19 protein-coding genes are annotated in these 23,821 nt (G+C 46.9%); 7 read left to right on the forward strand and 12 right to left on the reverse strand.

The window, feature by feature from the left end:
* Nucleotides 1–70: 70 nt before the first annotated feature.
* The gene (locus OCU49_RS19410; RefSeq protein WP_261842193.1) at nucleotides 71–1,507 is read left to right on the forward strand and encodes an MATE family efflux transporter; all 1,437 of its coding nucleotides are present in this window, start codon (nucleotides 71–73) and stop codon (nucleotides 1,505–1,507) included.
* Between the two features lie 101 nt (nucleotides 1,508–1,608).
* Here the strand turns inward: OCU49_RS19410 and OCU49_RS19415 are convergent, their stop codons facing one another.
* Nucleotides 1,609–2,526, reverse strand: a complete 918-nt coding sequence (locus tag OCU49_RS19415; protein ID WP_261842194.1) for a LysR substrate-binding domain-containing protein — start codon at nucleotides 2,524–2,526, stop codon at nucleotides 1,609–1,611.
* 101 nt (nucleotides 2,527–2,627) lie between these two features.
* On the opposite strand from OCU49_RS19415, the gene OCU49_RS19420 reads away from it, so the two are divergent.
* Complete coding sequence (locus OCU49_RS19420) at nucleotides 2,628–3,365, forward strand: class II aldolase/adducin family protein (protein WP_261842195.1); 738 nt, start codon at nucleotides 2,628–2,630, stop codon at nucleotides 3,363–3,365.
* A 21-nt stretch (nucleotides 3,366–3,386) separates the two neighbouring features.
* On the opposite strand, the gene OCU49_RS19425 is transcribed toward OCU49_RS19420, so the two are convergent.
* The 7 genes from OCU49_RS19425 to dctP all read right to left on the reverse strand — a co-directional run bounded on the left by OCU49_RS19425 (nucleotide 3,387) and on the right by dctP (nucleotide 11,912).
* Complete coding sequence (locus tag OCU49_RS19425) at nucleotides 3,387–4,976, reverse strand: zinc-binding metallopeptidase family protein (protein ID WP_261842196.1); 1,590 nt, start codon at nucleotides 4,974–4,976, stop codon at nucleotides 3,387–3,389.
* Between the two features lie 38 nt (nucleotides 4,977–5,014).
* On the reverse strand, nucleotides 5,015–6,007 hold the full coding sequence (locus tag OCU49_RS19430; protein ID WP_261842197.1) for a CobW family GTP-binding protein: 993 nt from the start codon (nucleotides 6,005–6,007) through the stop codon (nucleotides 5,015–5,017).
* Between the two features lie 45 nt (nucleotides 6,008–6,052).
* A complete protein-coding gene (locus tag OCU49_RS19435) occupies nucleotides 6,053–7,786 on the reverse strand; it encodes an amidohydrolase (RefSeq protein WP_261842198.1) in 1,734 nt (577 codons plus the stop codon).
* Between the two features lie 146 nt (nucleotides 7,787–7,932).
* Nucleotides 7,933–8,889, reverse strand: a complete 957-nt coding sequence (gene speB / locus OCU49_RS19440) for an agmatinase (protein WP_261842199.1) — start codon at nucleotides 8,887–8,889, stop codon at nucleotides 7,933–7,935.
* Nucleotides 8,890–8,979: 90 nt separating this feature from the next.
* Complete coding sequence (locus OCU49_RS19445) at nucleotides 8,980–10,302, reverse strand: TRAP transporter large permease (protein ID WP_261842200.1); 1,323 nt, start codon at nucleotides 10,300–10,302, stop codon at nucleotides 8,980–8,982.
* A gap of 48 nt (nucleotides 10,303–10,350) precedes the next feature.
* Nucleotides 10,351–10,890: a TRAP transporter small permease subunit gene (locus OCU49_RS19450; protein WP_261842201.1), complete on the reverse strand. Its 540-nt coding sequence runs from the start codon at nucleotides 10,888–10,890 to the stop codon at nucleotides 10,351–10,353.
* Nucleotides 10,891–10,892: 2 nt separating this feature from the next.
* A complete protein-coding gene (gene dctP, locus OCU49_RS19455; RefSeq protein WP_261842202.1) occupies nucleotides 10,893–11,912 on the reverse strand; it encodes a TRAP transporter substrate-binding protein DctP in 1,020 nt (339 codons plus the stop codon).
* Nucleotides 11,913–12,258: 346 nt separating this feature from the next.
* Here dctP and OCU49_RS19460 point away from each other — a divergent pair, with 346 nt between their 5' ends.
* On the forward strand, nucleotides 12,259–13,164 hold the full coding sequence (locus OCU49_RS19460) for a LysR substrate-binding domain-containing protein (RefSeq protein WP_261842203.1): 906 nt from the start codon (nucleotides 12,259–12,261) through the stop codon (nucleotides 13,162–13,164).
* A gap of 18 nt (nucleotides 13,165–13,182) precedes the next feature.
* Here OCU49_RS19460 and OCU49_RS19465 read toward each other — a convergent pair whose 3' ends face one another.
* Entirely contained in the window at nucleotides 13,183–14,073 is an 891-nt protein-coding gene (locus OCU49_RS19465) for a LysR substrate-binding domain-containing protein (protein WP_261842204.1), read from the reverse strand.
* Between the two features lie 112 nt (nucleotides 14,074–14,185).
* Between OCU49_RS19465 and OCU49_RS19470 the strand changes: the two genes are divergently transcribed.
* Nucleotides 14,186–15,268: an arginase family protein gene (locus OCU49_RS19470; protein WP_261842205.1), complete on the forward strand. Its 1,083-nt coding sequence runs from the start codon at nucleotides 14,186–14,188 to the stop codon at nucleotides 15,266–15,268.
* 530 nt (nucleotides 15,269–15,798) lie between these two features.
* Complete coding sequence (locus OCU49_RS19475; protein WP_261842206.1) at nucleotides 15,799–16,821, forward strand: threonine aldolase family protein; 1,023 nt, start codon at nucleotides 15,799–15,801, stop codon at nucleotides 16,819–16,821.
* 151 nt (nucleotides 16,822–16,972) lie between these two features.
* Here the strand turns inward: OCU49_RS19475 and acuI are convergent, their stop codons facing one another.
* Nucleotides 16,973–17,962, reverse strand: a complete 990-nt coding sequence (acuI, locus tag OCU49_RS19480) for an acrylyl-CoA reductase (NADPH) (RefSeq protein ID WP_261842207.1) — start codon at nucleotides 17,960–17,962, stop codon at nucleotides 16,973–16,975.
* Between the two features lie 232 nt (nucleotides 17,963–18,194).
* Here acuI and OCU49_RS19485 point away from each other — a divergent pair, with 232 nt between their 5' ends.
* A complete protein-coding gene (locus tag OCU49_RS19485; RefSeq protein WP_261842208.1) occupies nucleotides 18,195–18,947 on the forward strand; it encodes a FadR/GntR family transcriptional regulator in 753 nt (250 codons plus the stop codon).
* Between the two features lie 99 nt (nucleotides 18,948–19,046).
* Here OCU49_RS19485 and OCU49_RS19490 read toward each other — a convergent pair whose 3' ends face one another.
* Nucleotides 19,047–19,706: an ankyrin repeat domain-containing protein gene (locus OCU49_RS19490; protein ID WP_261842209.1), complete on the reverse strand. Its 660-nt coding sequence runs from the start codon at nucleotides 19,704–19,706 to the stop codon at nucleotides 19,047–19,049.
* A gap of 243 nt (nucleotides 19,707–19,949) precedes the next feature.
* Between OCU49_RS19490 and OCU49_RS19495 the strand changes: the two genes are divergently transcribed.
* Complete coding sequence (locus OCU49_RS19495; protein WP_261842210.1) at nucleotides 19,950–20,954, forward strand: TRAP transporter substrate-binding protein; 1,005 nt, start codon at nucleotides 19,950–19,952, stop codon at nucleotides 20,952–20,954.
* Between the two features lie 337 nt (nucleotides 20,955–21,291).
* Here the strand turns inward: OCU49_RS19495 and OCU49_RS19500 are convergent, their stop codons facing one another.
* Nucleotides 21,292–23,817, reverse strand: a complete 2,526-nt coding sequence (locus OCU49_RS19500) for a putative bifunctional diguanylate cyclase/phosphodiesterase (RefSeq protein ID WP_261842211.1) — start codon at nucleotides 23,815–23,817, stop codon at nucleotides 21,292–21,294.
* Between the last annotated feature and the right edge of the window lie 4 nt (nucleotides 23,818–23,821).

Consider the following 23,821-nt stretch of genomic DNA (forward strand, 5'->3'; position numbering starts at 1 on the left):
AGGTTACAGCCTGGATTTTCTTTAGTAGATTAAGCACTCGTCAACTTTCCGGTTTCATCGCAAAGCAATCATGAAAAGCGCCAAATTTGTTCAGGGCTCTACGCTCAAGCATGTCTCAGTCATGACGATCAGCAGCACCATAGGTTTACTGGCGCTGTTTGCTGTTGATCTGGTCGATATGTATTTTCTCAGTTTGCTCGGTCAGGAAGAATTAGCGGCTGCTATCGGCTTTTCCGGCACACTACTATTCTTTTTAACGTCGGTTGGTATAGGTATTCAAATTGCGATGGGGGCACTGGTGTCCCGGGCTGAAGGCGTCAGCAACCGCGATTTAGTCAGCCAGTATTGCTCCAGCGTACTGCTATTCAGCCTGATTGCCTCAGTAATGGTTACGCTGCCAGCATGGATCTGGCTCGAAGAGCTTCTTATGTTCCTCGGCGCCCGTGATGTAACCCTCAGTCTGGCACTGGATTACAGCCAGATACTATTACCAAGTACCCCGCTACTTGTATGTGGTATGTCTGCTGCAGCCACCCTGAGAGGATTAGGGGATGCCCGAAATGCAATGTATACAACCCTTGGTGCGGCAGTGGTTAATGCCCTGCTGAATCCGCTGTTTATTTTTACCTTTGGGCTGGAGATTCAGGGTGCCGCTATTGCATCAGTACTCTCCAGAGTAGCCCTGGTTGGGATTGCTCTGTACGTCGTTATTCGCCGGCATCATATCCACTGCCGGCCAGACTGGCAGCAAATGCGCAGAGACCTGAGCACAATTCTTCCAATTGCAGTTCCGGCAGTTCTGACTAATCTGGCAACCCCTATTGGTGGCAGTTACGTACTGAAAACCATGGCAAGCTTTGGCGACAGTGCTGTTGCAGGGGCAGCGATTCTGGGACGGGTTACGCCGGTAGCTTTCGCGCTTATTTTTGCTCTCTCCGGAGCAATTGGACCTATTATCGGCCAGAATGCCGGAGCTGATCGCTATGACCGGGTGCGCGCTACTTTACTTAACGCCCTGCTAATCAACTTTGTATATATACTGCTTGTCTGGCTGGTTCTATATCTGACGGGCGATTCAATAATCGCCGCATTTAGCGCCACTGGAGAGGCAGCCTATCTAATTGATTTTTATACGACCTGGTTAGTTATAGGCTTCAGCTTTAACGGGGTTTTATTCATCGCTAATGCCGCTTCAAATAACCTGAATCATGCCACTCAGGCAACCTTGTTTAATTTTGCAAAAGCTTTATTTGGAACGATTCCACTGGTGTATCTGCTATCCCAGTGGTTTGGAGCAGCTGGTGTCTTGGCCGGTGAGCTCGCAGGCGCTGTCGTATGGGGCACTATCGCGCTGGCCGTTGTGATGTGGCAAATCCGTCAGTTAGAACGCCAGCATACTCATATAAGCTGCCGCGAACCGGAAGTATCAGAAGCGATGGCTTCACCCTTCAGCTCTTCGCAATGCCAGTTAGGCTGTACCTATGTGAAAGGCAAAGGTGAAAAATGAAGCTTTATATAAGTGATATGTTCCTAGCTGTTCACACGGGGTTACTTTACTTTCCATCTCGCCTTAGCAGCTCTTTAAATGCCTCTTTAACAAATATCTATTTAATCTATTTTCAAATCTTTGACGGTCTCAAGCAACCAGGTTTTGAAACGTTGACAGTTAACATTGTCGCGGGCGTCTTTTCTGATCGCGATATAATAACTGTCGGTAATCATGGGCGTTTCCGAAGCTTTAACCAAACGTCCGCTATCCAGTTCGATCTGAATCAGATAACCCGGTAACACAGTGATTCCAAGGCCATGTAACGCAGCATCCAATAAAAATTGAAAATGTTCGTACTGCTGGCTGGATAGCGCTGCCATTTCACTATTATTCAGACCGACTGATTTCAGCCATTGCTGGGTGGCAGACAGATCACTGGGGGTATCCGGAGCCATATGGTGCAAAAAGGGATAACGAAGAATATCAGCCTGCTGGACAATTTTGCCGTGTTTTTTCAATAATTCAGGCGCGCAAACAGCAAACATTTGCGGACGCAGTAAAAATTCACAATCAAACTTAGGCCAATAGCCTTTACCGTAAAGAATGGCGATATCAAAACCTAATTTAGCGCCATAAAGATTTTGTATATCGGTCGCAAAATCCAGTTCCACATCAGGGTATTTCTGTTGAAAACCGGTGAGCAACGGTAACAACCAACGCGTCGTTAGCGAAGGCTCTGCACCGACCCGTAACTGTTTCTTCCTTGCAGACTTGAGCTGAGCTGTTGCCCCGTTCAGCAGGCTTAAATACTTAATCACCTGAGCGGCATATTCCTCACCGGCTTCAGTCAGTACTAGGCGCTGCTTTACCCGCAGAAACAAAATGCACTCCAGCTGTTCCTCTAAACGTTTTATTTGCCGGCTAACTGCACTCTGAGTCAGGCATAGCTCTTGCGCTGCCAGGGTGACGCTCAGATGCCGGGCCGTCGAAGCAAAACAACTTAACGCAATAGTCGAAGGTAAATGACTGTTGATCATAGATCATTACAATTTGGAATAATCTATGAAGCATAAGTCGATATCTACCGGTAAACAAGAGGAATATCTTTAGCCAAACAGACACCTAGAGAAACATTAAAATGCAGAATAATATCGAGAAAAAGCAACGAACGGACCTGGCCGCCGCTTATAATTTACTTCATCATTATGGCTGGAGCGATCAGATATTCACTCATATTTCAGTCAAGCTTGAGCGCTCTGAAGCAACATTTTTAATCAACCAGTACGGTTTACTCCCAGAAGAAATCAATGCGTCTAACCTATTGGAAATCGATCTTCAGGGAAGCAAACTCAATAATACGGACGCTGATGTAAATCCCGCTGGCTTCACTATTCACAGCGCTATCCACAGTCACTGCCCTAATGCTCACTGCGTCATTCATACACATACAATGCCGGGTATGGCAATCTCAGCGATGGAAGCCGGATTATTACCTGTTAATCAGACCAATATGGCATTTTACGAAAAAGTTTCTTACTACGATTACGAAGGTATTCCGCAGGATCTGACTGTAAGAAAACGGATCGTCGAAGCCATGGGCAGCAACAACTGTATGATACTGCGTAATCATGGATTGCTAACAACAGGCCGCAGTGTCGCTGAAGCGTTTTTCTATATGTACTACCTGAATGCAGCCTGCGAAATACAACTCAATGCCCTCAGCACAGGCCAGCCTCTCACAACTCCCTCAATAGAACATTGCCGCTTCACAGCCGAGCAGTTTGCTGATCCCTCTTACCATGACCAGAGTGTCAAATTATTCTGGGATGCCCAGCTACGAAAGCTGGACAGATCCGCCAGCCAGTTTCGAAACTGATTTATTAATACACTTCCTGAATCACTTTCCTGGTGATTCGGGGATCCACCATTCATCGCCTCTCACTGTATGGACATATTCCGGCCATCGGAATCCATGAGGAGCTTCATAATCGCACAAAGGTGCAATCCAGTTATCACCTCCGATTCCCCCTGTACGCTGTTGAAACTCCTGCTGAGCCTGCTGTAACAAATCAGATTGGGTCAGTAAGTCGACAATAGTCATACCGATAGTTTTACTGGCGCAATTAATCATAGGATCGATAGTTTCCCGAATACCTCCTAAAGCGTTCATCACCCAGGCTGGATATTTGCTGCCATTTTTCGGTGCGTTTAGTGTCGGACGAGCAATATACAATCGTACCGTCGGGGCATGCCAGCAATATTCGGTATAATCATCTGAAGTGAAGTTTTTCTGCCACTCAGGCAACTGTTTTCGCAATTCACGCTCAGCATCCTGCGGTGAAATAAGCGTTTCACAGGCATCCATAAATGGCTTTTCCATGTCAGGGATACCTAAGTTACGCTGAATCTCCCGCGCTTTATTAACCGCTTCACCCTGATTAAATTTAGGCGGACCAACTAATTCCAAATTCCGATAAGTGAGATCCGCAAGGGTATGATTAGCCAATCCCGGCCGCGATTTACATACCCAGTCACGGCGCCAGCTACAATGGGAAATACCTGCGGCAGCCGCTGCATTCTTATCCAGCACCTGCATCACGGTTTCCGCCATTTCTATCGTCGGTACCCGCATCATGTATTGAATCTGAGCAACCTGCGCCGGCAGATTATCGGCCGTTGCCTGCCCAGCAGTGAGAATACACTCATTCATTGACCAACCAGTACCTGCTGAAACCATAGATTCACGCAGCATTTTAGAGCTAGTGTACATCTGTATCAGTGCGTCATTAGCACCAGGGGCCCTGGCCGATGCATGGGAAGCAGCTATCGGCGAATCTGCTTCGCCATGTTGCGATAACCAGTTCTCAGGATCAGTACATTCGAACGTATAAATCGCAGAATACGCCGCACCACAATGAGTATCCCAACGGGTAGTGTTACACAGCGGGAACATATAAAAGGGATGAAAACTGATCGCTGCATCCAGATCATCGTAATACCCTTTAGCCGCATGAATCGGCTTTGAACCACGAACCTTCTCCGCCGGCTCACCAAAAAACTTTAAGGTGCCGGGAATATTTTGTTGTTGCATCACCGCTTTGGCAGCCAACAAACCTCCTAAAGCACTGATACCCAATGCCGAATGCGGATCTGTATGACCACCTGCATGTTCACTTAAACCGTCACGGGGACGTTGTTTTGTATCTGCAGCCTGACAATTACCCGGCACCGCATCGTATTCCGCATAGCTACCGATCACCGGACCATCACCATTACGCCATACTGCACAAAAGGCCGTTGGCATGCCGCCACTCCCTTCTTCCACCTCAAAACCTTCTGCCCGTAAGCGTTCAACATACCAGGCACAGGATCGATATTCCCGCCATGCTGTCTCGGCATAATCAAAAATAACCTGATGCCAGTCAGACAGTTGTTGTTGATGCTGATCGACCCAATCCAGAACATCATTCTTAGATAACTTAATCATACGACACTCCCAAATCACACTCTAAGCATCTATATAGTCTATTCTGATGGCAGTACACAGGCATCGAATGAGGCCTGCATCTCCGTCTGATCAAAGCTACCGGCAGCACCTATTACAACTAACTCAGTATGTGGTTTCCCCAGCCACCCCTGACTACGGTCCCACTCCTGACGATTACCAACCATCTGTAAAATTAGTCGCGTATCAGCCAACTGCCGGCTATAAACAATGCCCTTAGCACGGTAAATATCGTTTGGAAATTGTTCGATTACAGCGCGTAATTTGTTGATACACACAGCTTCTTCAGTACGCCAGCTCCAAGTTTGAAATAGCTTACTATGATCCTGCTCCTCTGCTTCCGCTGGTCCTTCTGAAAGCTTGCGCAGTGACAAAAAACTGCCTTGTTCAACGCTGCGTTCTTTAACTTCGCCTGTGAATAAAATATCCAACGGTACATTCGCATAACAGGTTTCAATCACACGTGCCGAGGGATATAGCCATTGTTTATGGATTCCATCGAGCATTTCAGCGGAAATACAATCGACTTTATTAATGAGAATAATATCTGCGGCATCGAGTTGCGCCATAGCCAGCTGTTTTACCTGGCCTTCAATCTCATTAATAGACTCGGCATTAACAAGGGTTAGCACAGAGTCAATCTGAAAGCGGTCGCGAAGCTGAGGGTAACGCATCGTGTTGATTATCTTAGTGGGATCAGAAACCCCACTGGTCTCAATGACAATATACTCAGGCGGACCATCTGGCTGATTCAGAAGGTTTTGCAGTTCATAAACTAAATCATTCTGAATACTGCAACAGATACAGCCATTACTAAGACTGATCGTATTAGCTTCCTGTTTTTCCAATAACTGGCTATCAATATTAATTGCGCCGAAGTCATTCACCATGACAGTTATATTAAGACCGTGGTCACCATTGAGTATATGATTCAATAAGGTCGTCTTCCCTGAGCCTAAAAAACCACTGATCACACAGACTGGGATAGCAGGTTGCAGTTTTTGATTATTCATAAACAGACTCGCTTTCAATCAATACATTTAACAGTTGGTGCAAAATCAGAAGTTCGGTAACGATCGCCAGACAGCCCGATTATCAGTATTTTCAAGGCATCCCAGAGCATCCCAAGTACACTGTCCCTCAAGCAAGGTCAGCTCAACACGGGTTTTATGCAACACACCTTTAAGATCAATTTCGAATGGATTCTGATCAAGCACAATCAAATCCGCAGACTTACCCACTTCAATAGAACCGGCCGTTTCTTCCAAGCCCATCGAATAAGCACCATTAAGTGTCATGACACGAATGGCTTCTTCCAAACTTACCGGCTCGCCATGAAATACATCATTTGAAGCACTCATGGGGTTTTGTCGGGTAATCATAGCTTCGAAGCCAACCCATGGATTGATATGCGAAACCGGCCAGTCAGTACCCATAACAGCAATGCCACCTGCGTCCAGTACCCCTTTAAAGTTATACATTCGGGGCCAGCGTTCTTCACCCACATTAAGCCTTGCATCAGCAAAAGGAGATGGATACCACCCAACTGGAGAAAACTCAGCCGTCACATTCAATTCAGCAAAACGTGGCAGATTTTCATCAAGGAGATTGGTTGAATGCGCGCATTGATGCCTGATCCCCTGACCGCCATTACGCTTACGCGCTGCAGCAACCGCATCCAAAAACAGATCAGAAGCACCGTCACCGGTACAATGTGCAATGACACGAATACCTTTGCGGTCCATGTCCGCAACCATATCGGTAATATGTTCAGGAGTCAGATTAAGACCACCCCGCCATTTTTTCTCACCCGGCCAGGGGCTAGAAAGATAAGAAGAACGGGATTCGTGAGTACCATCGAAGTGGAACTTAACTGCATTGGCATTTAAACGGTTACTGCGATAGTAATGCCGTTCACCGGCCAGTAATTCCCAACGGCGCTTCACCGGGAAAATATCATCCTGCCAGCTAATTGCCGCTTCTACCCTGGCGCTCATCAAACCCGCATCATCCACTGCTTTCAGAGCGTTAAGACGATGCTCACAGACATGCACGTATTTGGTACCAACAACTCCCCGCCCAGCCTGATAGTTAAGACCATCCCGGTAGGCACGCTCTAATGCATGTGCCGGTGTGGGCGGCATTGCCTGATAAACCAACGAGTAAGCACCATCCACCAGTATACCGGTAGGTTCACCGGTCAGCGGATCACGCTCAATATATCCATTACCCGGATCTGCTGTATTAGCATCAATTCCCGCTAGCTCTAACGCTTTACTGTTAGCCAGCATACATCCCCAGGAACGGTCATGAATCGCCACCGGACGGTCAGCAATGAAGCTATCCAGCCAGAAGCGGTCAGCAGAAATTCCCGCCTGCTTAAAGGTATAGCGCACAAAAGACTGACCGTAGATCCAGGCATTATCAGTATGCTGTTCACCATACTCAACAATTGCCTGCTTAACCTGCTGTGGCGTAGGGTCTTCCATACCGACATCAAGAAAGCCTGCATACCCTGGTGCCAACGCCAGATCCGGATGGGTATGCATATCGTAAATACCAGGCATTACAAAACGGCCCTGCAAATCAATCATAGCAGTTTGCCCACCCGCCATAGACTCCAAAGCTTCCCGGTTACCAACAGCTACAAACTTGCCTGCCCGAATCGCGACTGCTTCCGCCCAAGGTTGGTCTGGATTCACCGTATATATTTGGCCGTTGACTAACAGCAAATCAATGTCGCCCCCAGGAACTGAGCAGTTGGATGAACTGAAGTCTTGTATGGCTTTCATCAAAAATTCCTCAACAAAAAATGCCCTGACTATCTCCACCCGCGTAGGTAGAAAACTCATCATCAGAGCCGTTTAACTTAAGCTTTTTCTAGCATTTCATTTATTATCAGGCACAGGCCGGGCTGTACCTCAGGCATATAGCAGCACTAGTCCTGATACTTCACTGCAGGCAATACACACAACATCTCATACAGCAGATTAGCGCCCAGCAAGGAAGTATTACCGGTAGTGTCATAAGGCGGAGACACCTCGACCAAATCACCACCAATGACATTCAAACCCCGACTGCCACGGATAATTTCCAGGGCTTGCGGAACAGTTAGCCCGGCAATTTCAGCGGTACCTGTGCCAGGCGCATAGGCCGGATCGATACCATCAATATCGAAGGTGATATACACAGGTCCACCAGCAACCTGTTCACGTACTTCATCCATTAAGCCTGCCAGAGATTTATTCCAGCACTCTTCAGCCTGCACCACTCTGAAGCCCTGCTCTCTCGACCAGTCGAACTCTTCTGAAGAATATCCAGTGCCCCGTAAACCTATCTGGACCACCCGGTTACCATCGAGCAAGCCTTCTTCCATCGCCCGGCGGAACGGCGTGCCGTGGGCAATTTTTTCACCAAACATATGGTCATTGATATCGGCGTGGGCATCGACGTGAATTAATCCGATCGGGCCATGCTTTTTAGCCAGTGCCCGCAGTATCGGCAAGGTAATAGTATGATCCCCCCCCATGGTCAAAGGGATACAGTCATGACTGGCTATCTCTGTATAGGCCTGTTCAATAATTCCCATGCTTTTTTCAAGATTAAAAGTATTGATCGCCACATCCCCAATATCAGCAACCTGAATACTTTCAAATGGCGCCGCACCGGTTGCCACATTGAAGGGTCGCAACATCCGCGATTCATCACGGATCTGGCGAGGAGCTAAACGTGCTCCCGGCCGGTTAGATGTACCTATGTCGAACGGAATACCAACAAAACAGGCATCCAGACCCTCTGCAGTTTCCCGGGATGGCAGCCGTAACATAGTTGCAGGACCACCAAAACGCGGCATTTCATTGCCGCCTAAAGGCTGATTGAATTTCTTTTCAGTCATAAAAACACCTCAACACTACAGCTTTGATAATCAGTCAAAAAAATGATCTGTAGATAATTTTGAAAATGAAAATTTTCCTGCCGTAACGTCCTAGCCAAACAATAGATTAGGCAACCACAAAGCAATCTCAGGAAACATAAAGACCAGTGCCAACCCACCAATTTGCAGCGCGACAAAGGGCAGGGCTGATTTATAAATATCCATAATTGTGATCGATGGCGGAGCAACCGAGCGCATATAAAAGAGATTGAAACCGAAGGGCGGCGTCAGATATGCCGATTGCATACTCAAGATGAACAGCACCGCAAACCAGGTTGTGTCATAGCCCAACTCTCTGACAATTGGGATAAACAGAGGTATGGTGATAAACATGATGGCAAAATCATCCAGGAACATCCCCAGTACGAAAAAGCACACCACCATAGACAGCAACACAAAGGTCGGAGTTAAGGTTGAGTCTTCAATAAACTCGGCCACCAACATACCTGCACCAAGCCCGGTATAAACCTTACTGAAGAACACTGCGACTAATGCTATCCACATCAGCATGCCCATCAGACGAGTCGTCGACAACAACACATCGGTCATCATTTCGCGGTTAACCCGACCATGCAGCGCGGCGATTAACAGAGCGCCACCGGCACCGATCGCGGATGCTTCTGAAGGTGTGGTAATCCCCATGATGATGCAACCTAATACGGTAACTATCAGCAAACCAGGCATTATGAGGTGCTTCAGCGAGCGGAGTTTTTCCGCCAGATCGCCCCGGTCTTCTGCAGCAATAGCAGGCCCTAAAGACGGATTAGCCCGGCAGCGTATCAATACATAGGTGATATAAATAACCGCCAACATCAGACCCGGCACCATGCCTGCGGCAAATAATTTACCGACCGATTCCCGGGCCAGAAACGCATATACGATCATTAAAATGCTGGGAGGGATCAGAAAGCCTAGTGCACCACCGGCCATAATAGTTCCGGTGACCAGTTTTTTATCGTAACCACGTTTCAACATCGCTGGTAAGGCAATGATTCCCAGGCTGACAGTCGCCGCACCGGACACGCCAGCCATTGCAGCGATAAGAGCACAGATAATTACTGTTCCTATACCTAACCCGCCGGGGATTCCCCCCAACAGCTTTTGGATCATAGAAAACAGATCGTCGGTTATTCCCGAACGTTGTAACACCAGCCCCATGAAGATAAACAGTGGCAGTGATACCAGCAGGAAATTATCCATAGCACTGAAAGCTGAATTAACCAGCAGGTCAAGACCTGCAGGGCCCCACATAAAGTATGCCGAACCTGCGCCGGAAATAAGTAATGCCCATGCTAACGGCGTGCCTATCAGCATAAAAAAGAGCATAGATAAAAACATGATAACCGTGACGGTCATCGGATCCAGGCCATCCATCAATGACTCCTGATATATTTATAATTGGGTGGAAAAACGCGGATACGATTAACTATCAGATGCAGCGAGTCTGCTGCGCGGATCATCGATCTCGATGCCGAGCATCTTAGTTATGCTGCGAATAAGTTCAGCGAATAACTGCAAAATAAGCAGGCCAACAGCGACAGGTACTGTTGCTTTAAAAGGGTAAACAGGAGGTTGCCAGGTACTCTTTGAAGAGAACTCTCGGATCTCCCAGGAGGCGATCGCAAAATCCAGCGACAACTTGAAGAACACTAGCATGCAGAGAATAGTCAGCAGCAAACCAAAGGTATCCAGTAAGCCTTTGGTTTTCGTACCTAAATGGCTATAGAGGACATCACTGCGGACATGCGCCTGCTCTTTCAGTGTATAAGCACCCGCCAGAATACAGAATGAGCCATACAACATAGTGCTGCTTTCATGTGCCCATTCGGTTGGAGCCCCCAGCAGATACCGGGAGCCAATTTCAAACAACAGTACTCCGAGCATCAACAGGGTTAGCCAGCGGATCCCCCGCCCGACTAAGTCGGACAGGCCATCCTGGAATTCCAGATATTTGGAAATCATGCTTACAACCGACCTTGCTTCTTAGCATTGTCGCGTAAAATCGCAACTGCTTTAGCATTCCGATCAGAACGTCCCGCCTCTTCATTCCATACTTTCTGCGCTGCGGTGGTGATACGCGTTGAATCTTCATCAGAAAGCGCACTTACAACGAATGTATCCTGCTTGAGGATCTCTTCATCACTACCAGTGAAGACCTGATGGGCATCCTCGGCCATTTGTTTCGTGGCACGGGTCAAAACATCTTTATGTTCATCAGACAAATTATCCCACTTGCTCTGATTCATCATGTATGTCTCGGTCCAGCCCGGCGTCAACATATTCAGTGTCGTATAGTACTTAGCTGTTTCATTCAGTTTCAGTGAAACATAATCGAATGGCCCGCCATAAATAACACCATTAATAACTCCGGTACTCATACCTACATAGAGCTCCTGAGATGGCAGATATACAGACGGAATTTCAAGCTCTTTAAGTACTTTTGCAGCCTGTGGAGATGCCCGGACTTTCATTTTTTTCAGATCATCAAGAGTATTCACCGGATCTTTCGTCAGCAGATCATAACGGCCACCAAAACCGGTTGTAATATAATGCACACCTTTTTCGGCATACGCTTCACTCAAAAGATCTGAGAATCCCTGGTTAAAGAACAGGTCTTTGGCTTCATCAATGGTAGACCAGGCACCGGGCAGACCTGCCTCAAGATTACCTATGTCCATCTGGCCGGACCAGTAAGCTCCGACGCCATGCGCCATATCGATTGTGCCCTTAGACACACTATCGACCATTTGATCACTGCTGACCAACTCACCAGCACGGAACAACTGGATACGCAGAGAACCGCCACTCCACTCTTTGACATTCTTCACAAACGCTTTATTAACCGAATCCATTTCAGTCCCGAAATAAGTCTGAAAACGCAGACGTACTTTGTCTCCTGCGATGGCATTTGATTGAATAAATGTGGAACACACCAGAGCGGCACAGGTACCTATTGCGCCCTGAATAAGCTTACGACGATTCATAATCGACTCCTTAATAATTATTATTGCGGTCTACTGCCTGTGTGCTCTTTATTACCATTCAGGCTGTTCTACTTACCCTACAAAAGGATCCTGAAACTGGATAGCATATAGTTTTCATAAGATCATTCCTTTAAGTCATGACCTATATCACTCACTAGTACAGACTCATATATTCGCGGACCTATACTCCATATCCAGCGACGATCCAAACTTCAAAATTGTCGAAAATTCATATATGTAAGTTGATTTTTAAATCAAGAGCCTGATTTCTTAATCCTTTAAAAACTGCAGAAAACCTCTTATTCTTAGGCTAAAAGTCTTTGATGTAATTCACTGAAGGTGCCTGATGCGTCGTCACATCCCATCGACAACAGCGTTAAGATGTTTTGAATCCGCAGCCAGGCATGAAAGCTTTACCCAGGCAGCAGAAGAGTTATGTCTAACCCAAAGTGCCGTCAGCCGGCAGATCAAAAAACTCGAGGACATGCTTGGCTGCCCATTGTTCGAAAGAGTAAAACAGCGCCTATATCTGACTAAAACTGGCAAAGAATACGAGCAGAAAATTTGCAGTATTCTGGAGCAACTTGATATAGCAACCACAAGCATCAGGCAGAAGATAAAAGGCCGGCTGAGAGTCGGCATCGAAGATTCTCTGATGACCCATTGGCTAATCACAAAATTGAATGACTTACAGCTGCAGTTTCCAGATATTGAAACTGAGTTTATCAGCGATTTGCATCTACTCTATGATCTGCATGAAGGCTTCGATATTGGGATTTTAATGGGCGATGGACAGTGGACTGATCTGGAAGCCTATTATCTAATGCCAGAACAGCTAGTCGCTATTTGCACTCCAGAATTGCTCACTAAATACGGTTCCGTTAGCAGCATGAAAGACATATTGAACTATCCCTTTCTTCATCATACTGCGACTTCTTCCGGAACGGTCATGTGGCTCACTGAAGCGGGTATGACTGAACCGGAAATTCAGGCTTTACCCGGTCCCCGCTTCAGTAATTTCAAATTGTTAGTTAAGGCCGCTAAAGAGGGGCTCGGTCTGACCATTGTTCCTAAGTTTTTAGTGGCGGGGGCGCTACGCAGGAATGAGCTGGTAATGCCGTTCGCAGATGCGATGATCTGTAAAGAAAGTTACTACGTGGTGATTCCAAAAAACCTGGTCAATGAGCATAAAGTCCAGGCATTTGCCGAATGGCTACTGAGCTGGAAATCTGCACCGATCAATCCTAGATAACTTCTGGATAAATATCTGCTATCGCAGCAACGTCCTTACCCAGTCAGAAAAGACCCTCGCCCGGTCTGACAGTAATGAATCCTTCAACGTCAGCAAATAATACTGACTGGAAGATCGTAATCCTTGGTCTGATAACTGTATCAGACTCCCAGACAATAAATCCTCAGCGACTTCCAGATCCTGAGCCAGGGCAATTCCCAATCCCTGCTTGGCAGCAGTCAGCATCGTCACAACATTGGGTAGAAACAGCTGTTCCTGAACAGGACTCAGACCCACACCAGCATCGGTCAACCACTGATTCCAACAGCTACCATCATCGGAATGCAATAAGCGATAAGCTGATAAGTCCCCAGGCTTTAACGAAATAGAAGCACCGGATATAAACCCCGGCGCACAGACCGGATAAAAATGCTGCTGGCGCAACACTTCTGCCTGGTAGGTTCCGGTCGCCGGCAAACCATTAAAAATCCCCACCTCAATATCAGCATCAATCTCGTCACCGGGTTGCAAAGCCAGCAGTTGCAGCTGTATTTCAGGATATCGCTGAATAAAACTCCCTAAAGCAGGCACGAGCCAGTTAGCCGCAGTATCGGCACTGCAACCGACCGTCAGCCGACCCTCAAGACTTTGCGGGTCCAGCGCCAGAGTTGCCTGTACCATATCGTCAAAAATGCGGTGCAACTCATAATAGTAACGCTGTCCCTGAGGGGTAAGTTGCAGCCGATTATGCTCACGAATGAACAATTCAATCCCCAGCCGTTCTTCTAAAGCCCGTACCTGATGACTCACTGCACCATGAGTGACTCCCAGCTCCTGAGCGGCCAGACGCATACTCAAAAGCCGCCCGGTAACTTCAAAAGAGCGAAGCGCATTCAAGGGCAACCCGCGTTTATCAAGCTTCACCATCATATAAAAAAACTCACCAGGAACTATAAAATTACTCGATTGTGTATATTTTTATACAGATCTATTTTCTATCTGGCAAAGCTACACCGATATAAAGCCCCAGAGAGACGACAAGATGGCAAATCCAATCGATAAAACCAAGCTAAAAAAATTGGCCGACATGGCCAATAGATCACTTTATGAAAACTCAGACCCTGCATTCGTTTCTTTCTTCAGCCGTACTATCGAAGAAGGTGTAGAAACCGTTAGTAACGGTTTTAATACCCTGGGGATGTTCCGGGCTCCTCATAGCAAAAAACTCAACGGTGTTGATATTGCTTTAGTCGGCTTACCCTGCGATCTGGGCGTACCTAACCCCCGACCTGGTACTCGGAAAGGCCCTGAAGCGGTGCGTTATTGGTCACTGGACAGAAACATGGTGCATTACGCTTCAAAAATCTGCCCCTTTGAGATCTGTAATGTCATTGATTACGGTGACGTCGAACCTAAAACAGACCAGTACAACCTGGCTTCCTGGCTTGATGCTTTCGCCACGACATATCTGGATTTTAAAGCTAATAACGTAGTTCCCCTCAGCATAGGCGGCGAACATACCTGCACCTATCCTATTCTCAAAGGCCTTTCAGACAACGGCAACCAGCCTTTAGCCTTAATTCATCTGGATGCCCATGCGGATACAGCCACTAATTTTGGCGGTACCCGTGTATCAGATGCCACTGTATTCCAGTGTGCAGCAGTCGATGGATTCATTGATCCAGATAAAACGATACAAATTGGCCTACGCGGTCGTGGGGTTCCCCGAGCTGACTTCTCCCATAAATCAGGTATGCGAGTACTCTATGCTGATGATGTGCAGGACAAAGGTATTCCCTGGGTTCTAAAACAAATTAAAGACGTCATTGGTGATAGCCCCGTATATTTATCAATAGACACTGACGTCTTCGACTGTAGTTGTATGCCAGGTACCACATTGCCCGAACCTTTCGGCCTGACGGGCACTGAAGTGCGCGACATTATCCGGGGTTGTCGTAATTTGGACGTAATCGGTGCTGATCTGATGGAACTCAGTCCACCTTATGACCCAACAGGTATGTCCGCCTGCCTAGCATCAGGTATCGCCTTTGAACAGTTCTGTATATTAGCTGAAGCACGTGCCCGTCGCACCGGAGTAGAAAATAAAACCCACTGGCCCGTCTAATAAACAACATTAACATTCTGCTCTCTGAACATATAAACACTAAAGCTTTCAGATTCAAAAGTTCCTGAAAGCACTCGCAAATACCTTCACGTACTTAATCTAACGATTCAGTACTCTATTTCCACTGGAAATACAGAAAGCGGAGCTTGGTAGCTACCGCTTTTTTGCCTGCAACTGCTCTTTCAATGTATATAAAAGACTGCTCGAAACAATTGTTGTACCGTAAATACTTCGAAAGAAAAACACACTGTCGCTATCTGAAAAAATACTTCGAAGCCTTCACCCTCCAGCTTTTCACTATTTAGAATGTTCAGTCCTAAAGAGCTCAGTTGTTCTATCAACCAATTCCAGGTATCACTTCAGAATTTTATTCTGAGCGAAGCTCCCACACCGCTATTTTCAGAAATATTGATCCGCTCAACCAATGCCCTTACATCCATCTAAACTGCAATATTTTACAAGTCACCATACAAACAGGCTTCTATAGTGCTGTCATCTAAAAGAACCTATCTCAACAAACGATGACTCCTATGACTAAATACAGTTTCCTTGATGATTACAGCGAAGGCTGCCATCCAAACATTCTCAACGCCATGGCCAGTACGAACATGATTCAGCAAACTGCATACGGCCACGATGAATATACTGATAAAGCCAAGGCGCTAATCAAGCGCGACATAGCTTCAGAACAGTCAGAGGTCTATCTGGTGGTAGGCGGTACTCTGGCGAACATCATTATTATGTCGTCCTGCCTGCGTCCTTATGAAGCAGTTGTGTCTGCAGATACAGGTCATATCATGGTACGGGAAACAGGTGCGATTGAAGCGACCGGTCATAAAATTATTGGCATTGAAAACCAGCAAGGCAAGGTCAATGTCGACCAGTTGCAGCAAGTGCTGACTGATCACTCCCATGTGCCTCACATGGTCAAGCCTAAGCTGGTATACCTGTCGAACGCTACCGAATTAGGTACCCTTTATAGCAAGCAGGAACTGACAGATATTTCTGAATTTTGCCGCTGTAATAATCTCTATCTGTTCCTGGACGGTGCTCGTCTTGCAACTGCACTCACCGCAGACACGAATGATCTGACACTGGCAGATATCGCTCAACTGACCGACCTGTTCTCGATGGGTGCTACCAAAAATGGTGCTTTAATCGGTGAGGCGATCATCATCAATAATCCCTCTATTGCTGAAGACTTTGCATTCAACGTTAAGCAACGCGGGGGCATGTTATCTAAAGGCCGCTTATTAGGCATTCAGTTCGTTGAGCTGTTCAAAGACAACCTTTACTTTGAGCTGGCCAAACATGCTAACAAAATGGCCAGAAAACTCTCCGAAGGACTGATTGCCAAAGGCCTGGTACTGGAAGCCGAAACAGAAACTAACCAGATTTTCGCCGTCCTGCCTGATACATTAATTGAACGTTTGCAGGAAAAATTTAACTTCTACGTATGGTGTCGTAAAACATCAGACAGTTCAGTCGTCAGACTGGTCACAGCCTGGGCTACCCCGGAAGAAAAAGTCGACGAACTACTCGCTCTGATCTGATCCCTTCTTTTACAAAAATATCTTTGATAAAAAAGCACAAAAAACGGTGCTCAGGAGCACCGTTCACTGCAAGGCTTTGCGAGATAATCAGAATTTTTCCTAAGTACATTCGTAAATAGAAGGCTAAATCCAGTACTACCTGAAGCCGGAGCTATTTAGCGATATCCACAATCACCCGGCCTTTAATCTTACCGTCAACAATATCAGTGGCTTTCTCAATAATCTGATCAAAGCCAACTGTTTCAGAAAGAAGTTCGAGCTTTTCCAGGTCAAGATCCTGCTGCACACGCGCCCAGGCTTGCTCGCGTACTTCTTTCGCCGCCATTACTGAGTCTATACCCAGTAAAGACACGCCTCGTAAAATGAACGGCATAACGGTTAATGGCAGATCAGCTCCCTGTGCCAGACCACAGCTGGTTACTGCCCCGCCATACTGAGTCTGAGCAATAACATTCGCCAGGGTATAACTACCAATTGAATCTACCGCAGCGCGCCAGCGCTCCTTACCCATAGGACGACCTTTCTCGGACAGCTCAGCCCGATCAATAACTTCACTCGCGCCTAACTGACGCAGAAAATCTGCATGTTCTTTCCGGCCCGTTGATGCAATCACTTCATAGCCAAGCTTAGCCAGAATCGATACCGCGACACTGCCTACGCCGCCACTGGCCCCGGTGACTAAAACAGGCCCTTGTTCGGGTGTAATACCGTAACGCTCCAGTGCCAATACAGATAACATAGCTGTATAGCCTGCAGTACCTACAGCCATACATTGCTTAGCTGTCATTCCTTCCGGCTTCTTAATTAACCAGTCACCTTTTACACGGGCTTCCTCAGCATAAGCACCATAGTGTGCTTCGCCGACACCCCAGCCGTTCAATACAACAGCATCTCCTTTCGAAAACTCCGCATGGTCACTCTCAATAACCGTTCCGGCAAAATCAATGCCCGGTATCATCGGCCACTTTCTCACCACAGGACCTTTACCTGTGATAGCCAGGCCGTCTTTATAATTGATGGTTGAATATTCAACCGTCACCAATACATCACCTGGCATCAAGTCATCTCTGCTCAGCTGTACACTCTCGGTTAATTGCTGATCGCCATCTTTTGAAATCTGTAAAGCTTTAAAAGTATTCATAGTTTATCTCTGGACAGTGCCGCGTTTTCAGTTTTTAAATCTGCCTGGAAACTCTTTACCAAACTGCGGAAAGCAGTATTTGATAAGCGAATTCTATTTGTATGACAAATAATAAAATATTTTAACTAAGGAATGATTGTCAAGCCCGACCAAAGGTTGATACTGTTACCTTAACCACAAAACAGTTAGCAACGCTGCTATAGACTCTACTTCGTAAAGTAAGGAATTTACTTTGTCGTCACCGAAACAAACATCGCCAGCCAGTCCAACTCAGTTTGGCAGTATTGTTACTACCAGCGCGACCAAACAAATTGCTGAGCAGCTACGTCAGGCAATTCTCAGTGGCGAATTAAAAAAAGATGACCGTCTGCCTACTGAATTTGAACTGGCAGCACAATTTAATGTTTCCCGCCCAACCATACGGGAAGCTCTCAAACGTCTGGCCGCGCAAAACCTGATCCGCTCAAAGCGCGGGCCAGCAGGTGGTACGTTTGTGAATGGTTTTGAGATGAAAGACGCCACAGAGTTTTTAGCATCTTCAACGATGCTGATGATCAGTATGGGCTCGGTTGAAATGGATGACATCATTCAGACCCGTAAACTGCTCCAAACCGAATGCTGCAAACTTGCTTTGCAAAACTGGTCTGAAGAATACATGACCGGATTAAACCAGTGCCTGGCCCATCAGCAGAATACGGATTTATCCGACAGTGAATTTTGCGCCGCAGACGTTGCCTTTCACCGTTACATCACCGATGCAACTGAAAACCCAATGCTACAGATGATCATCTATTCCATCATAGATGCGCTGGTTCCTATTATGAATATGACCATAGTGCGCTTGCGCAGCCGGCAAAAAATTATCGCTTATCATCAGCGGATTTGTGAGGCTTTTACCGAGCAAAATCAGGAGCAGTTAATACTCGCATTAGATGAATTACTGGAATACCTGTCTGATACATTTAATAAGCAACATAGCAGTTAACATAGTTAAAATACGGTCAGATGAGTTACATCTGTTAATGAAGGCATCCAAACATCTGACTGAAACATACTGCTAACCTAGTCCGAAAATAACACCGGATCATTCTTCTACCGAATCATCCAGCAATTCAATCAGTAACTGATGCCCTTTATCCTGAGCATGATTCAGCGGGGTTTTACCTTTCTTGTCAGCTATATTCTTATCTGCACCGGCTTCCAGTAATAACTTAACAGCACTGGCATAATTTTCACTGCCATCGCCAAGAATGGCGGCTTCCAATAAAGCAGTCCAGCCCAGATTATTCACTCTGTTAAGCGGTGCACCAGCAGCAATTAGCATCTGCATAATTTCAAGCTCGGCCTGATGGGTCGCATAAATAAGCGCTGAGCCCTGATACACCGACGTCACTAATGTAGGATCCGCTCCGGCCTGCAGTGCCAGTCTGGCAATTTCCGGATTCCTTACTGATATTGCAATATTCAGAATATCCCGACGTTTATGATTCATTGCATTCACATTGGCTCCCTGTTCCAGCAACAGCTTCATCATCGGTAAATTATTCTGCTGTGCTGCAATCAGTAGCGGTGTATAGCCACTCTTATCCCTTGCCTCCAATACTGATGCATCTTTCTGGAGAATTGCTTCAGCGGTATTTAAATCTGCCTGCTGAATACTGCGGAAAAAAGTTTCATCCGCCAGTCCTACATTCGCCCATAGACAGATTCCAATCGTAAAACACACCAAGTTTTGAATTTTCATTTCATCAACCGTTTTTCTTTCTAATTGCTATTGCTGAACGTCAAATATGTGACAATTTTTACTCTATCTAATTCCCCCTGAAAGCGTTGTATTTACTGGAGTTACCAGAGTTGGAGCTACATTTCGCAAGACGTTGGATCTAATTGCCAATAAAAAAATTACCTGATTATCGTTGCCACTCTACCTCTTACGATAGATACATTTAGTCGGTTTTAATCACCGGCTTCACCCTAGGAGCAATACATGAAACATAAAAATAATATCGCTAAAGCTGTATCCCTTGCCGCAGGTCTACTCTTCTCTGCCAGCGCGCTGTCAGCCAACTGGAATATCGCAGTAGGTGACGGTGGCAGCAGTGCTCAGGAAGCGCTGGGACTGAAGTTTATTGAACTTCTGGAAGCAAAAACCGGCGGTAAGCATTCTGCAAAACTGTTCCTTAACGGTCAGTTAGGATCAGAGCAGGATACGGTCAACGACGTTGCTCTGGGCACTACTGATTTCTCTATTCTTGCGAGCAACAACTTAACGCCATTTTCACCAAGCCTGGGGATTTTGTCTCTGCCTTACATCTTCGAAAATCTGGATCAGGCAATCGCTGCAACTGAAGGCTCTATCGCCGACGAGCTAGTCGAAAACACTATCCGTGATTCCAACACCCGTATTCTCGGCTGGACTTACTCCGGTTTCCGCGTACTGAGTAACTCTAAAAAACCCATCCAGAAAATCTCTGACCTGGAAGGTGTAGTTGTACGGGTACCTAAAAATGAGATCATGATCGATACCTATCAGTCCTGGGGTATAAACCCAACGCCAATGGCATGGTCTGAAACCTTTACAGCGCTGCAACAGGGAGTTGTAGATGGTCAGGACACGCCGTACACCACTATCTACGCAATGAAGTTCGGTGAAGTACAAAAGTACATCGCTGATCTGCACTACCTGTTCCTGTTAGAGCCTCTGATCATCTCTGAATCTCTATTCCAGGATCAAGATGCAGCTACTCAAAAAGCTATTCTGGAAGCAGGTAAAGAAGCGACTAAATACAGTATCTCCTGGCTGAAAGAGAAAGAAAGCATCATCAAAGATGAGTTGGTGAACAAGTACAACATGCAGATCGATACCCTGCAGGATGAAGCTGAATGGGCCGCGCGTGCTCAGAAAGCTGTATGGCCGAAATTCTACGAGAGCGTAGGCGGCAAAGACAAAGTGAATGAACTGTTACGTTCACTGGGTCGTGCGGAAATTTAAAGCTCTACCCCGTATGCCCTGCGAGGCATACACCTTGCTTATACCTCTATGCTCGCCGGTCGACTCAATGGGCAATTGATCAGCATATTCAGACATGCAAACCGGCGAACAACTTATTCTTTTCGATTACGGGCATCGATCTCCTGAGTGCCCCATTGATCGAACAAGCCGTTAGTCTTTCAGACTAACGGCTTTTTTATTGTCCGCCTATTTTCTTCGGGCTCACCGATCCACAGCCAACATAATACTGACGTTCAATGAGCAACAGCTTTGAGTGCTATTGATGAAAGTGGTCACAAGAGAGAAAGAAAAGGAACAGAGAGTAGCAAGGCTGGCGTCAGATACTCTCTTCAGTGTCCTGAGCAGCCGCTGAAGACTTCTTAACGCTGTTTTCGATCATAATATCCACTAACAGGTCTGTTATCTGGTCGGCATCCAGCGGGCGCCCAAAATAGTGCCCCTGAAATTCATCACACCCATGCTTACGCAGGAAGTCCGCCTGTTCAGCCGTTTCTACCCCTTCGGCAATTATCCGTAAACCTAAACGCTTACCCATGGATATAATCGTCAGGGTAATTTCTGTCGCGGCATCGTCATTGCCAATTTCACGGGTAAAAGACTGATCGATCTTAAGCCGGTCGAGCGGAAAATGCCGCAGACTGCTCAGTGACGAATAGCCCGTACCAAAATCATCTACCGCCAGATCAACGCCCTGCGCTTTCATCCGCTTCATGATCGTCACGGCCTGATCCATATCCCACATAAGCGAGCCTTCGGTAATCTCTAACTCAAGATCACCGGGAGACACATTCAACTGCTGTACCGTTTGTGCCAACCGGCGCTCTAACTCCGGATCAGCAAACTGCAATGGCGAAACATTAATTGCCAGACGAATACGCGGCAAACCCGCATCATGCCAGTCCTGCAACTGCTCGCAGGCAGTCTTCAGCACCCAACTACCAATCATCGGGATCAGGCCTACATGTTCAGCAACAGGAATGAATATGCCTGGTGGGATACGCCCTAACTGCGGACTATTCCAGCGTAGCAACGCTTCTACACCCACCATCCGGCCGGTATCCGCCCGTACCTGCGGCTGATAATAAATTTCGAATTCACCACGATCCAAAGCATGCACCAGTGCCTGTTCTACCTGTGAACGCAGCTCTAGCTGTAAACCCGCACCCTGTGAATAAATACACAGGCTGTCGCTATCATCGACCCGGGATTTAAACATCGCCGTATAAGCATTACGAATCAGCCCAGCTGCATCAAAACAATCTTCCGGCCACACTGAAGCACCTATGCGAGGAGTCAGTAACAGATAGGACTCGTCATTCATCTTCAAGGGCTGCTGCAATGACGATAACAAACTAACCGCGGCGTCTTTAACGTGCTCTATTTCTTTCAGATCAGTTAACAGAACAGCAAAGTCATCACCGTTCAGATGCGCAATAAAATACTCTTCACTGATGATTTCCCGTAACCGTTTACCAACAAACTGCAGCTGTTTATCATCTACCGGACATTCAAGTGCAGTACTGGCCGAACCAGACCAGTTGAAATGTATCACCAGCAGACCCACACAGGTTTGTGCACCTTCCTGCTCAGCAATTGCCTGGCTCAGACGCTGGCGAAGCATCACTGAATTTGGCAACCCGGTCGCCACATGGTGCTGAACCTGATGCGCCAATTGTTGCAGTAGCTTATGTTTAAGACGGGCATCAATCCCCAGCTGCCAGACATTCCATAACGGCCAGGGTAAAGCGACAATAATCAGTGCGGCTGCCGGCGCAAACCATAACTGCCAGCCAACCAGTAAAGTCAGGCTCAGAACCGGTAATCCCAGCAAAATAGTCAGGGTAAAAATCAATCCTGCCCGTAGCGGTAATAACACGACAGCCAGAGTTACCAGGCAGATAAATGCCAGTGTAACGCCTACATACCAGGCAGGGGTAACCTCACTGATACCTTCTCCCCGCAGCAGCGCATTCAGAATATGCGCATTCAACTCAACACCGGGGATACGTTCATGGGCCGCTGCTGCTGGTGTAGACAGGGCATCGCCCAAACCTGTTGCGGTAGCGCCAACTAAAACGTATTTCCCCTGAATAGCTTCGGCAGGTACCCGGTCAGCAATAATATCCGCCCAGGAATAGGTTTGCGGACGCTCTCCGGTTTTAGCGAAAGGAATCATAATACTCTGGCGGCGTAGCCAGTAATCCGAGCGGATTACCGGGGTGTTTTCCACATTAATCAGTGTTTCTAACTGATCGGTTTCACCATTGACCCGCAACATAGCCATAGCCAATGCTGGCCAGCGGGCATCACCCACCCCGCTGTACAAAAAGAAGCGACGGCATAAACCGTCAACATCTAATTCAACATCTACGTGCCCAATGGCTTCTGCACTGATGGCAAGATCAGGTAAAGGCATCACTTCACTGATCAGTGAACCCGGCATCTGAACACCGGGGGCAATGCTCAGTACACTGCGTCCACTGCGTAGTAGTGCTTCAGAAAAGACATCATCCGCCTCTGGGTCATCTTTCTGTGGCTCGACAAATAAAACATCGATACCAATGACGGCCGCATCCATTTCAGTAAGCTTATACACCAGCTCAGCGTGACGTTTGCGCGACCAGGGCCAGCGACCAAGCTGCTGCAAGCTATAATCATCAATCGCAACAATAACAACCTGATCACTCATACTGACAGCGTGCGCTGGCAGCATCTGGTCATAAATCATCAAATCCAGACGTTCCAGCCCGCGATTAAATGTCAGCCCCAGGCCACTGAATAACAGTAACAGGAACAAACATACCGCATATAGCCGGCTACGATGGGATTCTGACAATCGCATAGGG

The organism is Aliamphritea ceti (assembly GCF_024347215.1).
Taxonomy (GTDB): domain Bacteria; phylum Pseudomonadota; class Gammaproteobacteria; order Pseudomonadales; family Balneatricaceae; genus Amphritea; species Amphritea ceti.